Source organism: Streptomyces sp. NPDC047917 (genome assembly GCF_043204345.1).
GTDB classification, from domain to species: Bacteria; Actinomycetota; Actinomycetes; order Streptomycetales; family Streptomycetaceae; genus Streptomyces; species Streptomyces sanglieri.
Genome location: NZ_JBIDCA010000006.1, coordinates 207,511 through 222,505 on the forward strand (window position 1 = coordinate 207,511; position 14,995 = coordinate 222,505).

General features: G+C 70.6%; 16 protein-coding genes. 4 read left to right on the top strand and 12 right to left on the bottom strand.

Annotated elements, in window-relative coordinates; translation table 11 throughout:
• Positions 1-80: 80 nt before the first annotated feature.
• From ACGF8B_RS16230 to ACGF8B_RS16245, 4 genes are all read right to left on the bottom strand, one after another.
• Positions 81-728 (bottom strand): GNAT family N-acetyltransferase, encoded by a 648-nt coding sequence (locus ACGF8B_RS16230; protein WP_392738728.1) that lies wholly within the window; start codon positions 726-728, stop codon positions 81-83.
• Between the two features lie 140 nt (positions 729-868).
• Positions 869-1,735, bottom strand: a complete 867-nt coding sequence (locus ACGF8B_RS16235) for a MetQ/NlpA family ABC transporter substrate-binding protein (RefSeq protein WP_392738731.1) — start codon at positions 1,733-1,735, stop codon at positions 869-871.
• 75 nt (positions 1,736-1,810) lie between these two features.
• Positions 1,811-2,482: a methionine ABC transporter permease gene (locus ACGF8B_RS16240; protein ID WP_392738734.1), complete on the bottom strand. Its 672-nt coding sequence runs from the start codon at positions 2,480-2,482 to the stop codon at positions 1,811-1,813.
• Complete coding sequence (locus tag ACGF8B_RS16245) at positions 2,479-3,540, bottom strand: methionine ABC transporter ATP-binding protein (RefSeq protein WP_392738737.1); 1,062 nt, start codon at positions 3,538-3,540, stop codon at positions 2,479-2,481. The genes ACGF8B_RS16240 and ACGF8B_RS16245 overlap by 4 nt, the downstream gene beginning before the upstream one ends.
• Before the next feature lie 620 nt (positions 3,541-4,160).
• On the opposite strand from ACGF8B_RS16245, the gene ACGF8B_RS16250 reads away from it, so the two are divergent.
• On the top strand, positions 4,161-4,520 hold the full coding sequence (locus ACGF8B_RS16250; protein WP_392738740.1) for a hypothetical protein: 360 nt from the start codon (positions 4,161-4,163) through the stop codon (positions 4,518-4,520).
• A 2-nt stretch (positions 4,521-4,522) separates the two neighbouring features.
• Positions 4,523-4,960 (top strand): hypothetical protein, encoded by a 438-nt coding sequence (locus ACGF8B_RS16255; RefSeq protein ID WP_392738742.1) that lies wholly within the window; start codon positions 4,523-4,525, stop codon positions 4,958-4,960.
• Positions 4,961-4,986: 26 nt separating this feature from the next.
• Here ACGF8B_RS16255 and ACGF8B_RS16260 read toward each other — a convergent pair whose 3' ends face one another.
• From ACGF8B_RS16260 to ACGF8B_RS16270, 3 genes are all read right to left on the bottom strand, one after another.
• Positions 4,987-5,490: a GNAT family N-acetyltransferase gene (locus ACGF8B_RS16260; protein WP_329593606.1), complete on the bottom strand. Its 504-nt coding sequence runs from the start codon at positions 5,488-5,490 to the stop codon at positions 4,987-4,989.
• 36 nt (positions 5,491-5,526) lie between these two features.
• Positions 5,527-6,090, bottom strand: coding sequence for a sigma-70 family RNA polymerase sigma factor (locus ACGF8B_RS16265; RefSeq protein ID WP_392738745.1), 564 nt, complete (start codon positions 6,088-6,090; stop codon positions 5,527-5,529).
• 94 nt (positions 6,091-6,184) lie between these two features.
• A complete protein-coding gene (locus ACGF8B_RS16270) occupies positions 6,185-7,363 on the bottom strand; it encodes a glycerophosphodiester phosphodiesterase (RefSeq protein WP_392738749.1) in 1,179 nt (392 codons plus the stop codon).
• 234 nt (positions 7,364-7,597) lie between these two features.
• On the opposite strand from ACGF8B_RS16270, the gene ACGF8B_RS16275 reads away from it, so the two are divergent.
• Complete coding sequence (locus ACGF8B_RS16275) at positions 7,598-8,269, top strand: lysophospholipid acyltransferase family protein (protein WP_385326612.1); 672 nt, start codon at positions 7,598-7,600, stop codon at positions 8,267-8,269.
• 115 nt (positions 8,270-8,384) lie between these two features.
• On the opposite strand, the gene ACGF8B_RS16280 is transcribed toward ACGF8B_RS16275, so the two are convergent.
• From ACGF8B_RS16280 to argH, 5 genes are all read right to left on the bottom strand, one after another.
• Positions 8,385-9,929: an MFS transporter gene (locus ACGF8B_RS16280; RefSeq protein WP_392738754.1), complete on the bottom strand. Its 1,545-nt coding sequence runs from the start codon at positions 9,927-9,929 to the stop codon at positions 8,385-8,387.
• Complete coding sequence (locus tag ACGF8B_RS16285; protein ID WP_342279797.1) at positions 9,926-10,477, bottom strand: helix-turn-helix domain-containing protein; 552 nt, start codon at positions 10,475-10,477, stop codon at positions 9,926-9,928. The genes ACGF8B_RS16280 and ACGF8B_RS16285 overlap by 4 nt, the downstream gene beginning before the upstream one ends.
• A 112-nt stretch (positions 10,478-10,589) precedes the next feature.
• A complete protein-coding gene (locus tag ACGF8B_RS16290) occupies positions 10,590-11,489 on the bottom strand; it encodes a sigma-70 family RNA polymerase sigma factor (protein ID WP_392738758.1) in 900 nt (299 codons plus the stop codon).
• Between the two features lie 84 nt (positions 11,490-11,573).
• Positions 11,574-12,545, bottom strand: coding sequence for an aldo/keto reductase (locus ACGF8B_RS16295; protein ID WP_392738761.1), 972 nt, complete (start codon positions 12,543-12,545; stop codon positions 11,574-11,576).
• Between the two features lie 115 nt (positions 12,546-12,660).
• Positions 12,661-14,094 carry an argininosuccinate lyase gene (gene argH / locus ACGF8B_RS16300; protein WP_392738764.1) on the bottom strand — a complete coding sequence of 478 codons (1,434 nt, stop codon included), beginning with the start codon at positions 14,092-14,094 and terminating at the stop codon, positions 12,661-12,663.
• A 271-nt stretch (positions 14,095-14,365) separates the two neighbouring features.
• Between argH and ACGF8B_RS16305 the strand changes: the two genes are divergently transcribed.
• Positions 14,366-14,992, top strand: a complete 627-nt coding sequence (locus tag ACGF8B_RS16305) for a pyridoxamine 5'-phosphate oxidase family protein (protein WP_392738767.1) — start codon at positions 14,366-14,368, stop codon at positions 14,990-14,992.
• The last annotated feature ends 3 nt before the right edge of the window (positions 14,993-14,995 follow it).

Consider the following 14,995-nt stretch of genomic DNA (forward strand, 5'->3'; position numbering starts at 1 on the left):
AGGTGGGGATGGTGGTGTGAGTCGGGCAGGGTGAGAGTACCCGGTCCGTGCCGACGCGGTGTCGGGGCCCCTTCGCGGGGTCAGTTCCAGTCGTTGTAGGCGCCGTAGCCGCCCGCTTCGGCGAGCTGCTCGGCAACGCCTTCGAGGTCCTCGGGGAGCAGGCCCCAGACGATCAGGTCGGTCCTGATGTCGGTCCAGCCGCCGTCCGTGCCGTTCTCGGTCCGGGTCCGCGCTATCCGGGCGTTGCGCAGGACACCCTCGCTGATGCAGCCGAGCTTCTGGGCCACCTGTTGCGAGGCGGTGTTGTCGGCGGCGGTGCGCAGCTCGATGCGTTCGAAGCCCTGGTCGCGGAAGAGCCACTGGGCCAGCGCGAGCACGGACTCGGTGGCGTATCCCTCGCCGCGGGCCCAGGGGGCGGTGATGTAGGCCGCCTCGGTGGCGCGGGTGCGCCAGTCGGTGTTGCGGAGCCGGACCGAGCCGACCAGGCGCTGGGTGAGGAATTCGGTGACGGCGAGGACGATGCCGTCACCGCCGGTGCGCTGGGCGGGGGCGATCCTGCGGACCCAGCGTTCGGCGTCGACCTGGGTGTAGGGGTAGGGGGCCTCGGTCCAGGCGACGACGAGTTCGTCGTTCATCATCTCGATGTACGCGGGGACGTCCGCCATGTCGAAGGGGCGCAGCACCAACCGATCCGTGCTGATGGAGATGTCCGGAAAGGTGGAAGTCATGCGCAGCTCCATGCCGAAGACCGTTAAAGGCACAGCATGCAGCATCGGGGCGGTGGTGCGCATGGGCGGGTCCGCACGGCGGAGCCCCGCGCCTCCCGGGTGGGGTGCGCGGGGCTCGTCGGACAAATGCCGTGCGGGTGTCAGGGCTTGGCGGCGGTGCCGAAGGCCGGGACGACGGAGCCCTGGTAGGTGTCCTCGATGAACTTCTTGACCTCGTCGGAGTGCAGGAGCTTCACGAGCTTCTGGACGCGGGCGTCCTTCTCGTTGCCCTTCTTCACGGCGATGATGTTGGCGTAGGGGTTGCCGTCGGCCTTCTCCAGCGCGAGGGAGTCCTTGGCGGGCTTGAGGTCGGCCTGGATCGCGTAGTTGCCGTTGATGACGGCGGCATCGACGTCGTCCAGGGCGCGGGGCACGGTGGCGGCCTCCAGCTCCTTGAACTCCAGGCCCTTCTTGTCGGTGATGTCGCTCAGCTTGGCGCTGGTGCCGACGCCGTCCTTGAGGGTGATGAGGCCGTTCTCGGCGAGGAGCTGGAGTGCGCGGCCCTCGTTGGTGGTGTCGTTGGGCACGGCGACGGTCTGGCCGGCCTTGATGTCCTTGAGGTCCTTGACCTTCTTGGAGTACAGGCCGAGCGGCTCCAGGTGAACGGTGCCGACGGAGACCAGGTGGGTGTTGTTCTTCTTGTTGAAGTCGTCCAGGTAGGGCTGGTGCTGGAAGAAGTTGGCGTCGACCTGGCCGGTCTCGGTGGCGGTGTTCGGCAGGACGTAGTCCGTGAACTCCTTGACCTCCAGCTTGAGGCCGGCCTTCTCCGCCAGGTTCTTCTGGACGAAGCCCAGGATGTCGGCGTGCGGCGTCGGGGACGCGGCGACGACGAGCGCCTTGGAGGTGTCGGCCTTGGCGCCGGTCTCGCTCTTGGTGTCCGGGTCGGACGAGGTGCCGCAGGCGGTGAGGCCGAAGGCGAGGGCGGCGGTGGCGGCGGCAGCCGCGGTGATCTTGATGTTCCTACGCACGAAAAGTGCCTCTTTCTGGTGGTGATGGTGGTGCGCCCGGACAAGGAGTTCGGGCTTGTGAGCGGAGTGGAGGTCTCAGGTGGTGGTGCGGCCGCGGCGGGCCAGCAGCCGTACGGCGCCGTCGCCGATCAGCTGGATCACGGTCACGATGACGATCAGCAGCGCGACGGTGATGAGCATGAACCGGTTGTCGAAACGCTGGAATCCGTAGGTGACGGCCTTGGAGCCGAGCCCCTCGCCGCCGACCGCGCCGGCCATCGCGGAGTAGCCGATGAGCACGATGACGGTGGTGGTGACTCCGGAGACGAGCGAGGGCAGCGACTGCGGCAGGAGCACCTTGCGGACGATCGTCGGGATGGATCCGCCCATCGACTGGACGGCTTCGACGAGCCCGTGGTCGACCTCGCGGACGGCGGTCTCGACGAGCCGGGCGAAGAACGGGACGGCGCCGACGGAGAGCGGCACGATCATCGCGGACGGGCCGATGAAGGTGCCGACGACCCAGGTGGTGAAGGGGATCAGGGCGATCAGCAGGATGATGAACGGCAGCGAGCGGCCGATGTTCACGATCACGCCGATGACCTTGTTCACCGGGGTGTTCTGCAGCAGTCCGCCCTTGTCGGTGAGGACGAGCAGGACGCCGAGCGGCAGCCCCACGAGAACGGTGACGGCCGTGGACCAGAGCACCATGTAGAGGGTGTCGATGGTCCCCTGGGTGAGCAGCGGCTGCATTTCGGACCAGGTCACTTCGCCACCTCCTCGGTGAGCGGGGCGGGGGTCTGTACGGGGATGGCGGGGCCGTCGTTCTCCACGACCTCCGCCTGGAGGCCCTGCTCGCGCAGGAAGCCGATCGGGACGACGTTCTCCTCGAAGCGGCCGGGCAGCTCGATGCGCATCCGGCCGATCTGCTTGCCGCCGACGGTGTCCATCGCGGCGCCCAGGATCGAGATGTCGATGTTGTACGTGCGGGAGAGCTGGGAGATCACCGGTCGGCCGGCCGCGTCGCCGTGGAAGGTGACGTCGACGACCGTGCTGTCGGGGCCGGACGCGGCGCCGCCGACGGGGAACAGCTCGTGGGCCAGTTCGGAGCCGGGGGTGGCGAGCAGTTCACCGACGGTGCCGGACTCGACGATGCGGCCCTTCTGCATCAGCGCGGCGGAGTCGCAGACCGTCTTGACGACGTCCATCTCGTGCGTGATGAGCAGGACGGTCAGACCGAGCTGCTGGTTGAGGTCACGCAGCAGCTGGAGGATGGAGCGGGTGGTCTCGGGGTCGAGGGCCGAGGTGGCCTCGTCGGAGAGCAGCACCTTCGGGTCCCCGGCGAGGGCGCGGGCGATGCCGACGCGCTGCTTCTGGCCTCCGGAGAGCTGGCCGGGGTAGGCCTTGGCCTTGTCGGCGAGGCCGACCAGGCCGAGGAGTTCGAGGGCCTTGCGGGAGCGGTCCCGGCCGGGGACGCCGAGGATCTCCAGCGGGAGTTCGACGTTGGCCTGGACGGTGCGGGAGGCCAGCAGGTTGAAGTGCTGGAAGACCATGCCGATGCGGCTGCGCGCCTCGCGCAGTTCCTTGCCGGCCCGGTGGCCGCGCCCGGCGAGTGCGGTGAGGTCCTGGCCCGCCACGGTCACGGTGCCGGAGGTGGGACGTTCCAGGAGGTTGACGCAGCGGATCAGGGAGGACTTGCCGGCGCCGCTCTGTCCGATGACGCCGTACACCTCACCCTCGCGGACGTGCAGGTCGACGCCGTCCAGGGCGGTGACCTCACGGCCGCGCGACTGGTAGACCTTCGTGAGGCCCGAAGTGGTGATCACAGGGGTTTCCGTCACTGTCGAGTGCGCGGCGCGGTGGCCGCCGGGCACGGGGCATTCGTCTGATGAGCCTGTTTGGACGTTTCGATCGGACGTTCCAAGCTGGGGTCTCGGCACGGCTCGGGGCGCGGGTGGCCGGCAGCGGTGGCGGGGCAGGCTCGTTCCGCTGGATGCGGACGGCTCGGGCTCGGTCTCGCTTCGGGGCGCGAGGATCGGGCGGGGGCCCTCAGAAGGTGCGCATTCGACACATACAACGAGCACCGGGCGTCGTGATCGCCTCGGTCGCAAGGATGCGGTTGCTCGTCGTGGTCATGGGCCAAGTAAAACAGACGTAACGTTCCTCCCGACCCCGCTGTCCGAATAGCGGACAGTCGTGGATGGTGTCGTGAGACGGCCCGGCCGGTTTCCGCGATTCCCGGCCGACCGGCTGTGACCTGCGCCGATACGGCGGATAGCGCGCGGAGAGGTCATCGGCGACGGGTTCCGCGACCGGCCCGGAACGGTGCGTGGCTGTGGCAAAGGCCACGGACCACGTCCCGCTCGCCGGCCCGGTCCGCGACCCGCCCGGAGCGGCGGCGGGGGGCGCACGCAGGGGGCCGTTTGGTCCGTAATACCCTCACTCCATGCTTGTCGCCCTGACGATCGCGGTCGCCGCGACCGCGCTCGCCCTCGCCGCCTGGTGCGGATTCGCCGCGTACCGGGACCAGCCGACCAAGGACTGGCACTTCATCGGGATGGCCGTGGTCTCGCTGCTGGCGCTGGCGCAGCTGGTGGTGGGCATCGTGCAGCTGTCCCGGGGCGAACGGCCCGAGCAGGGCATGACGATCTTCATCGCGTATCTGATCGGGGCCTTCCTCGCGGTGCCCGCGGCGGGTTTCCTGTCGCTGACCGAGCGGACCCGGTGGGGTTCGGTGACGGTGGCGGCGGGCGCGGTCGTGCTGGCCGTCCTCGAAGTGCGGCTCTACGACATCTGGGGAAACTGACCGTGACCGACACCGATCGCACCACCGCGGCGGCCACCGGCGAGAAGCAGCCCTTCGACCTCGGCACCGGCCCCGGCCGGGTCCTGGTCTGGTTCTACGGGGTGTTCACCGTCGCGGCCGCCTCCCGCTCGATCGTCCAGATGATCCTGGACTTCGGCAGGGCACCGCTCGCCTATGTGCTGTCGGCCGTCGCCGCGCTGGTGTACGGGTTCATCACGTACTCGCTGGTGCGCGGGGGTGAGAAGGCGCGCAGGTCCGCGCTGGTGTGCTGCGCCGCGGAACTGCTGGGTGTGCTGGTCGTCGGGACCTGGACGATGGCGGAGCCCTCGGCGTTCGCGGACGCCACCGTCTGGTCCGACTTCGGCATGGGATACCTGTTCATCCCGGTGATCCTTCCGGTCACCGGGATGATGTGGCTGCGCCGGGCCAGGACCGCGTAGCTCCCGCGGGCCGGCCCGTGCGGCTCCTACGCGCTGGCGACGTACGCCGGTTTCGTGGCGTCCTTCTCCAGCAGGATCATCAGGACGCCGTCCCGGCCGGTCTCGTTGCCGACGGGCGCGTAACCCGCGCGTCGGTAGAGCCGCAGATTGCTCTCGCTGCGATGGCCGGTGTGCAGCCGGAACAAGGTGGCCGACCGCTCGTCGGTGAGTCCCGCCTCCGCCGCCCGCAGCAGCCGGGCACCGAGACCGTGCCCCTGGAGCCGGGGGTGGACGCAGAGCCTGCCGATCTCCCCCGCGCCGTCCTCGCCGACGGCCCCCCGGACCGAGCCGACGACCTCGTCGCCCAGCCGCGCCACGAACACCAGGTTCGTGGCGATCTCGGCGTGCAACGAGTCGAGGGTCTGGACGAGCGGGTCGATCCGGTAGTTCCCGTACAGCTCCGCCTCGCTCTGGAAGCAGAGGTACTGGAGTTTCAAGATCTGTTCGGCGTCCCGTGCCGTCGCCGCCGAGATGATCACGCTCATGCCCATCCGCGCATGCCTCCGCCCACCTGATCCACCGGTTGTCTAACGCTCCTTTCCCCGCAGTTCAGGAGCAGCAACCTCCGCCGCGAGCATTCTGCGCAGACATCCAAGGCAACGGGAACGGATCGGGCCCAAACTCCCCTGTGACATACCCAACTTCCCTGCGATTTCCCGGTAGGTGGGATCGCCGGGGGCGAGCATCGCCGCCATCAGCCGGGCGCACCTGCCGGGCAGCCGGTCCACCGCCGCGCGCAGCGCCCGCCGTTCGTCGGCGCCGAGGGCGAGCCGCTCGGGGCAGCCGGCCGGATCCGCGGCGGTCTCGTCGCGGTAGGGGCGTTCGTGCCGGGCGGTGCGGCGGGCCCGGCGGGCCTCCGCCCGAACCGTGTCCCGCACCCAACGGGCCGGGTCCACCGGTGGCCCCTGACCCGCGAGCCGCTCCAGCAGCCGCAGCCAGACGGCCTGTTCGAGGTCGGCCGGTTCGACCGCCGCCCCCGTCGCCGAGGCGGCCGCCTCGGCCCTGGCCTCGGCGCTCACCAGCGGGTGCAGGGCACGTACGAAGGTCACGGGGGCGGCGGGGGCGGCGGGAGCAAGATCGAGAAGGGTCATGCCCCGGCCGACGCGCCCGTGGCGGCGGCCGGTTGCCGTACCCGGCGAGCACCACCCGACCGGGGCACGCCCCGGCCGGGTGCTGACGCGGGTGTCACTTCGCGTTGTGGTCCGCCGCGGCGAGCAGGGCGGTGTCCGGGTTGTCGGAGAAGATTCCGTCGATGCCCGTCGCGAAGTACGCCTGGAACGCGCCGAACGCGTCACCGTAGGCGTTGGGGTCGGTGCCGCGCCGGAAGTCGGCGGGCAGGAAGCTGTTCTCGTTGCGCATGGTGTAGGGGTGCAGGACCAGGCCCTGCGCGTGCGCGTCCCTCACCAGGGTGGTCGGCTCGGTGAGCCGCCCCGCGGAGTCCTTGGGGATGACCAGGTCCAGGGTGGGGCCGATGCCCTGGGCGAAGGAGGCCATCCACTTCAGTCCCGCGGGCTTCACCAGGTCCGCGACCGTGCGCGGGTCGCCGGAAGTGACGAAGTCCCAGGGGCGCTCGCCCGCGCCGGAGAGCAGTACGACGCGCGGGGTGGCGACAAGCCGGGACAGCCGCTGGATGCTGCCGGGCTCGAAGGACTGGAGGATGAGCGGCGACTGCTCGCGGTGCCGGTTGTACCGGCGCAGCAGCTTGGCGAGCGGCTCCTCCAGACCGAGGCCGAGGCCGCGGAAGTAGGTGGGGTGCTTGGTCTCGACGTAGAGCCAGACGGGCTTGCCGCGCCTGCGGCCCTCCCGGTCGGCCCAGCGGAGCACCTCCTCGAAGGTGGGGATCTCCCAGCGGCCGTCGTAGAGGGTGTTCTTCTGGCGGGTGCCGGGGATGCGCTCCTTGGCCCGCAGTGTCTTCAGCTCGGCGAGGGTGAAGTCCTCGGTGAACCAGCCGGTGAGGGAGACGCCGTCGACCTTCTTGGTGGTCCTGCGGCTCGCGAACTCGGGGTGGTCGGCGACATCGGTGGTGGCGGTGATGTCGTTCTCGTGACGGCATACGAGATGGCCGTCCCGGGTCGGCACCAGGTCCTGCTCGACGATGTGCGCGCCCATGTCGAGGGCCAGCTGGTAGGAGCCGAGGGTGTGCTCGGGCCGGTAGCCGCTGGTGCCACGGTGTCCGATGACGGTGGGCACCGGCAGGTCGAGGCGGAAGCCGTGGCCGCCGTGCCGTCCGGAGTCCTTCCCGGCGGTGTTGCCCGCGGCGTCGGCCGGGCCGCCCGCCAGTCCGAGGGCGGCGGTGCCCAGTACGGCGGCTCCGGCTCCCAGCATGGTCCTGCGGCCGGGGCCGGCCTGCGCGCGCTCAGTCATGAATGCTCCTCGCGTGTGATGTCTGGCACCTGTCGGGCGAGGCCCGAGCGTAGGCAGCAGTACCGTCATGGAGGCGGCTCCTGCGCGAACATGGCGCAAACTCACGTCAACGCCACGTATCCGCTCCGTGAACCCGATGTGCGATCCGCGCGCACCCGCGAGTATCGTCCTCACCTGCATGGACCGTCACGATCCCGCACCTCGGCCGGCCCGGCCACTACACCGGAGGAACCGTTGTCCCGACACGCACTCATCAAGGCAGTGCTCGGACCGATCTTGCGCCTCATGTTCCGCCCCCAGGTCGAGGGTGTGGAGAACATCCCCGGGGACGGTCCGGTGATCCTCGCGGGCAACCATCTGACGTTCATCGACTCGATGATCATGCCCATCTGCTGCGACCGGCCGGTGTTCTACATCGGCAAGGACGAGTACGTGACGGGCAAGGGGATCAAGGGCCGGGCGATGGCCTGGTTCTTCACCGGCTGCGGCATGATCCCGGTGGACCGGGACGGCGGGCGCGGCGGTGTCGCGGCGCTGATGACGGGCCGTCGGGTGCTGGAGGAGGGCAAGGCGTTCGCCATCTACCCCGAGGGCACCCGCTCCCCCGACGGCCGTCTGTACCGGGGCCGTACGGGCATCGCCCGGCTGACGCTGATGACCGGCGCGCCGGTGGTGCCGTTCGCGATGATCGGCACGGACAAGCTGCAGCCCGGCGGGGCCGGACTGCCGCGTCCCGGCAAGGTGACGGTCCGGTTCGGTGAGCCGATGGAGTTCTCCCGGTACGAGGGCATGGACCGCGACCGCTATGTGCTGCGGGCGGTCACCGACTCGGTGATGGCCGAGGTGATGCGACTGTCCGGTCAGGAGTACGTCGACATGTACGCCACCAAGGCCAAGGCCGCCTGAGTCGACGCGGAGACGCGGAGCGGCACGCCAGGACAACGCGGAAGGGCCCGTACCCGGAGGATCGTGGGTACGGGCCCTTCCCCCTGCCGTCGTCGCCCCTTCCAGGCCGGGCAGGCTACTGGTGCACGATGCCGTCCTCCAGTTTCTGGCCGCGCAGCAGGAACCAGGCGGCGACGGCCGTCGCCAGCAGGACCGCCGCGCCGACGCCCGCGGCGAACCCCAGTCCCTCGACGAACGACTCCTGCGCCGCGGAGACCAGCGCCTTCCCCTGCGGGGCCGGCAGACCGTGGGCGGCCTCGACGGCGCCGCCCAGCGATTCGTGGGCCGCGGCCGCGGGGCCCGGCGGGACGCCGTGGGGGGTGTCGAACTTCTGGTAGACGCCGGTGACGATGGAGCCGAGCAAGGCGATACCGAGGGCCGCGCCGAGTTCGTACGCCGTCTCGGAGACCGCACCGGCGGAGCCTGCCTGCTCCTTCGGGACGCTGGAGAGAATCACGTCGGAGGTGACGGTGAAGGCGAAGCCCGCGCCCACGCCGACGACCAGCAGTACCGCGCCGAGCAGCGGGTACGCGGTCTCCTTGTGGATCAGGGTGACCGCGGCGAGCGCCAGTCCGATCGCCGCGAGGCCGCCGGCCACCACCGAGCGCACCGAGAAGCGGCGGGCCGCCCGGCCCGCGATCAGACCGGCGACGACCGCGCCGACCGCCGCGGGCAGTTCGGCGAGACCCGCCTCCAGCGGCCCGCGCCCCTGGACCAGTTGGAGGAACTGGGAAAGGAAGAAGACCAGTCCGGACAGGCCGAGGATGGTCAGCAGGTCGGCGAGGACGGCGCCGGAGAAGCCCCGGTGGTGGAAGAGCCTCATGTCCAGCAGGGGCGCCGGAAGCGTGAGCTGTCTGCGTACGAACCAGCAGAGTGCGAGCAGACCGCCGATGCCCGCGGCGATGTTCTCCCAGCCCGGGCCGTGTGCCGCGAGTTCCTTGATGGCGTACACGACGCCGATCATGCCGACGAAGGAGAGCGCGACGCTGGCCAGGTCCCAGGGCCCGGGGGCCGGGTTCCTGGACTCGGGGATCATCTTCGCGCCGACGACCACGAGGACCGCCATGACCGGCAGGTTGATCAGGAAGACCGAGCCCCACCAGAAGTGCTCCAGCAGCAGTCCGCCGACCACGGGGCCGACGGCCGCTCCGGCGGAGGCCATCGCTCCCCAGATACCGATGGCGAGGCTGCGTTCGCGCGGGTCGTGGAAGAGGTTGCGGATCAGGGCGAGGGTGGACGGCATCAGGGTGGCGCCCGCGACACCGAGCAGCGCCCGCGCCAGGATCATCATCTCGGGGGTGTGCGCGTAGGCGTTGAGCACGGAGACCGCGCCGAACGCCGTCGCGCCGCACAGCAGCAGCTTCTTGCGGCCGATGCGGTCGCCGAGGCTGCCCATCGAGACCAGGAGTCCGGCGATGACGAAGGAGTAGACGTCGCCGATCCACAGGAGCTGAGTGCCGGTCGGTTCGAGGTCCTCGGTGAGGAACGGGGTCGCCAGGCCGAGGACGGTGGCGTCGATCGCCACGAGCAGCACCGCGAGGACGAGCACGGACAGGGCGATCCACCGCCCGGGACGGTGCAGTTCCTCCGGGGATTCCACGCGCTGTTCGATGCGGCTCATTGCTCCACGCTCCGGCGTGCACCGCCGAGCAGCAACTCGACGATCATGTACTGGAAGTCCTGGCTCGCGACCCGGCCGTCCTGGACGGCCCAGGCACCGCCGGAGACGAGCCCGTAGAAGGCCTCGGTCAGCCAGGCGGGGGTGAGGTCGATGCGGAACTCGCCGCGTTCCTGGCCCCGTCTGAACAGGGCGGAGACCCGGGCGTCGAGGCGGCTCCAGCCCTCGTTCACCTCTTCGCCCTCGAAGAGCTGGTTCTCGGTGACGAGGAAGGAGAGCAGCCCGGCGCTCGGCTCGACGGCCGCGACCAGTCGGCGCAGCGCCTCCGGCGCGCCGCCCTCGTCGAGGGCGGCGGCGTCCAGAGCCGCTTCGAACTCCTGGATGCCCAGGCTCTCCAACGCTCTGACCAGGGCGTCCCGTCCGGCGAAGTGCCGGTGCAGGGTGGCGCGTCCGATGCCTGCGGCTTTGGCGACCTCGTCCATGGTGGCGGTCGATTTGCGGGTCAGCAGAGCGGCGGCGCTGCGAAGTACCTGCTCACGGTCGAGACTCATGAGACAATTGTAGACCACATGAGACAGTAGAGTCTCAACGGCTCGTTCGCACCGCCCGTCGTTGCAGCGGCTCTTTCGGCCCGTCGGTCGTCACAGCCGCCCGTTCGCCCCGTCAGTCGTCGACGACCACCAGGTCGAGGCCGGGGAGATGGGACGGGTCGCGGATCACGGACATCTCGACGATCCTGTCCCGGGCCACTGTGAAGATCATGACCGAGAAGCGGTGGCCCTCGCCCGTCGCGATGACGGCCGGTTCCCCGTCGACCAGGGCCCGCCGGGACGACCGTGCGAACGGTGCGAACATCATCGCCTGACGCGCCACGGCCACCGCACCCCGTACCAGGCCCGGGGCACCGGCACCGCCGGCGCCGATGTCGGACCGCACCACCACGTCCGGATCGAGCACGGTCAGGAGGGCCTCGAATTCACCGTCCCGGGCGGCGGCCAGAAAGGCGTTGACGACCTCGCGCTTGCGGGCGAGATCCGGGTCCGGAACCGGGTCCGCGCCCTGGACCCGGCGCCGCGCCCGGCTGGCCAGCTGCCGCGCCGCCGCCGGAGTACGGTCCACGACACCCGCGATCTCGTCGAACGGCACGGCGAACATGTCGTGCAGCACGAAGGCGAGCCGTTCGGCGGGGTCGAGCGTTTCGAGCACGACGAGCATCGCCAGACCGACCGAGTCGGCCATCAGCGCCTGCTGCTCGGGGTCGGCCTCCGGCCGGCCGCCGAGCTCCGGGACCGGGGCGGTCTCCTCGGGTGCGCCGGTGCCGAGCGGCTCCTCGCGGCGGGAGCGGCGCGAACGGAGCATGTCCAGGCACACCCGTCCGACGACCGTCGTCAGCCAGCCGCCCAGATTCTCGATAGCCCGGTCGTCGCAACGGCCGAGCCGGATCCAGGCCTCCTGGACGGCGTCCTCCGCCTCGCTCGTCGAGCCGAGCATCCGGTGGGCCACGGCCTTCAGCCTGCTCCGGTTCTCCTCGAAGCGCTCCGCCAGGAACTCGTGTCCGTCCACAGCCACATACCTCCGTCGTGTTCCGTCACAGCACTGACGTACGGAACCCCGACGATGTGACGGACTGCCCGCGCCGCTCCCCGGTCAGCTCCAGCGCAGTCCGGCGCGGTGCCGCCAGTAGGCCTCGGGCTCCTCCACCAGCGCGTCGAGCCGGGCCCGCCGCTCCTCGTCGAGACCGACGACGGCCGCGTGCAGGTTTCCGGCGAGCTGGCCGACGGTGGCCGCGCCGGAGAGCACCACCCCGGCCCAGGGCTGGTGCAGCACCAGGGCCAGGGCGACCGCGTCGCTGCCGAGCCCGGCGTCGGCGGCGATCTCCTGGACCACGGCGGGGGCCTCCGTCCCGGCGAGCCGCCCGTTGGCCATGGCCTCCTTGACGATCACGGTGAGTCCGGCGGCATGTGCCTCGGCGAGCGCCGTCCCGGCCGAGGTCTCCAGGGCGTTGTAGGTGGCCTGCACGGTACGGAAGAGCGGCTCGCCGTCCACGGTGACGGTCAGGGCGGCCCGGATCGCGTCGGCCTGGGCGGGCCCGCTGGTGGAGAGGCCGACGCTGACCCCTTCGGCGGCGAGCGCGGCCAGCCGTTCGTGCAGCTCCTTGTCCGTGAGGGCCGGGCTGTCGGCGGTGACCGAGTGGATCTGGTAGAGGTCGAGGCGGTCGCCGAGCAGCGCGTCGGTCTCGGCCCGCTGGCGCAGGAACGTGGCAAGGCTGTGGTCCTTGACCTCGTGCGCCTCGGCCTCGACGCTCCAGGCGGCCGTGTAGCTGTAGCCCCATTTGCTGCCGATGACGACGTCGTCCGCCTCGGGGTGGGCCGTCAGCCAGTCGGCCAGGAACTCCTCGGAGCGGCCGTAGGAGCGGGCCGCGTCGAAGTAGCGGACGCCCTGGGCGTAGGCGGCGTCGAGCAGTTCATGGGTGCGGGCGCGCATCGCCTCGACGCTGCGGTCGTCGGGCAGATCGCGGTCGCGGTGGAGATTGATGTAACCGGGCCTGCCGACCGCCGCCAGGCCGAGCCCGATGTGGGCGGTCGGAGTCGTCGCTGTGGCCAGCCGGGCGAAAGGCATCGTGGAGCTCCTCCTCGGTCGGTGCGCTCCACGTCAACGTAACCCAGCCCGCGGAAACCGGAAGGCGGGGAGCGTACGTGCGCTCCCCGCCTTCCGCGCGGTTCCGGCCCCCGGGTCAGTTCTTCGCGGTGGCCCATGCCTGCTGGGTGGCGAGGTCGGACTTCACCTCGGCGAGCTGGACGGCCACGGCCGAAGGGGCCGTGCCGCCGCGGCCGCTGCGGGAGGCGAGCGCGCCGGCCACGTCGAGGACCGTGCGGACCTCGGGGGTGAGGTGCTCGGAGATCTTGGCGAACTGCTCGTCGGTCAGCTCGTCGAGCTCGATGCCGTGCTGCTCGCACTCCTTGACGCACTCACCGGCGACCTCGTGGGCGACCCGGAACGGCACACCCTGCTTGACCAGCCACTCGGCGATGTCGGTGGCGAGCGAGAAGCCGGCCGGGGCCAGCTCCGCCATGCGCTCGCGGTTGACGGTGAGGGTGGCCATCATTCCGGTGAAGGCGGGCAGCAGGACTTCCAGCTGGTCGCAGGAGTCGAAGACCGGCTCCTTGTCCTCCTGGAGGTCGCGGTTGTACGCGAGCGGGAGCGCCTTCAGCGTGGCCATCAGGCCGGTCAGGTTGCCGATCAGCCGGCCGGACTTGCCGCGGGCCAGCTCGGCGATGTCCGGGTTCTTCTTCTGCGGCATGATCGAGGAGCCGGTGGAGAAGGCGTCGTGCAGGGTGACGAAGGAGAACTCCTTCGTGTTCCAGATGATGACCTCCTCCGCGATCCGGGAGAGGTTCACGCCGATCATCGCGGTGATGAAGGCGAACTCCGCGACGAAGTCGCGGGAGGCCGTTCCGTCGATGGAGTTGGCTACGGAGCCGTGCTCGAAGCCGAGGTCGGCGGCGACCGCCTCCGGGTCGAGGCCGAGGGACGAACCGGCGAGGGCACCGGAGCCGTACGGCGAGACGGCGGTCCGCTCGTCCCACTGGCGCAGCCGCTCGGCGTCCCGGGACAGGGACTGCACATGGGCCAGGACGTGGTGGGCGAAGAGCACCGGCTGGGCGTGCTGGAGGTGCGTACGGCCGGGCATCGCGACGTCCGGGTGGGCCTCGGCGAGGCCCACCAGCGCACCCTGGAGGTCGGCGATCAGACCGCCGATGATCCGGGCGTGGTCGCGCAGGTACATCCGGAAGAGCGTGGCGATCTGGTCGTTGCGGGACCGGCCGGCCCGCAGCTTGCCGCCGAGGTCGGGGCCGAGGCGCTCCAGCAGCCCGCGCTCCAGCGCGGTGTGGACGTCCTCGTCGGCGATGGTGCCGGTGAAGGAGCCGTCGGCGACATCGGCTTCGAGCTGGTCGAGACCGGCGGTCATGCGGCCCAGCTCGTCCTCGGTGAGCAGACCCGCCTTGTTCAGGACGCGCGCGTGGGCGCGGGAACCGGCGATGTCGTACGGCGCGAGCCGCCAGTCGAAGTGGACGGAGGCGGACAGCCTGGCCAGTGCCTCGGCCGGACCGTCGGCGAAGCGGGCGCCCCAGAGGCGTACGTCGCTGTTGCCGTTGCCGTTGCTCACTGCGTGCTCCTCGGAAGAACAGGGTGATGGGTGTGCGGCCGTCTCGCGGGGCCGGAGAGGCGGTGACGTAACCACTGGGGATCGGGTGAGGTCACGCTGCGCCGTCGCGCCGACCGAGTGATGGGTATAACTATGCAGACCACCGTATGTTTTGTCAAAGCTGTACGGTCGGCGCGCAGCCGTCCCCGCCCGGGACGCCCGGGGCGCCCCGGCCATCCCGTCAGGTGAAATCACCTCGTCGGCGCCGGAGCCGGCGACGACAATGGCAGCCATGGGGAAAACATATGAACGCATCGACGGACGGATCAGGACCTTCATCGAAGAGCAGCACATCTTCTTCACGGCGACGGCGCCCCTGGACGGCGAGGGCACGGTCAACCTCTCCCCCAAGGGCGTCAGCGGTTCGTTCGCCGTGATCGACGAGCTGACCGTGGCCTATCTGGACTTCGCGGGCAGCAATGCCGAGACCGTCGCCCATCTCCGTGAGAACGGCCGGATCACGCTGATGTGGTGCGCCTTCGAGGGGCCGCCGAACATCGTGCGGGTGCACGGCCGCGGCGAGCCGGTCTTCCGGGACGATCCCCGGTTCGCCGGGCTGCTCGAACACTTCCCCCGGGTGGATCCCGCCTCCCACGGGCTGCGCGCCGTCGTCGTGGTGCGGGCCGACCTCGTCCGGGACACCTGTGGATTCGCGGTGCCGTTCATGTCGTACGAGGAGGACCGCCCGCTGCACGCCCGGCGCTTCGCCCGCGAGGACGACGCCTCGCTCGGCGCCTACTTCGAGAAGAAGGAGCACATCGCGACGAGCATCGACGGGCTCCCGGGGCTGCCGCTCCCGCTGCCGGCCATGCCGGGAGCGGTGCGCGGACCGGCGGACGGGGAACCGGCGAACCGCTGAGGG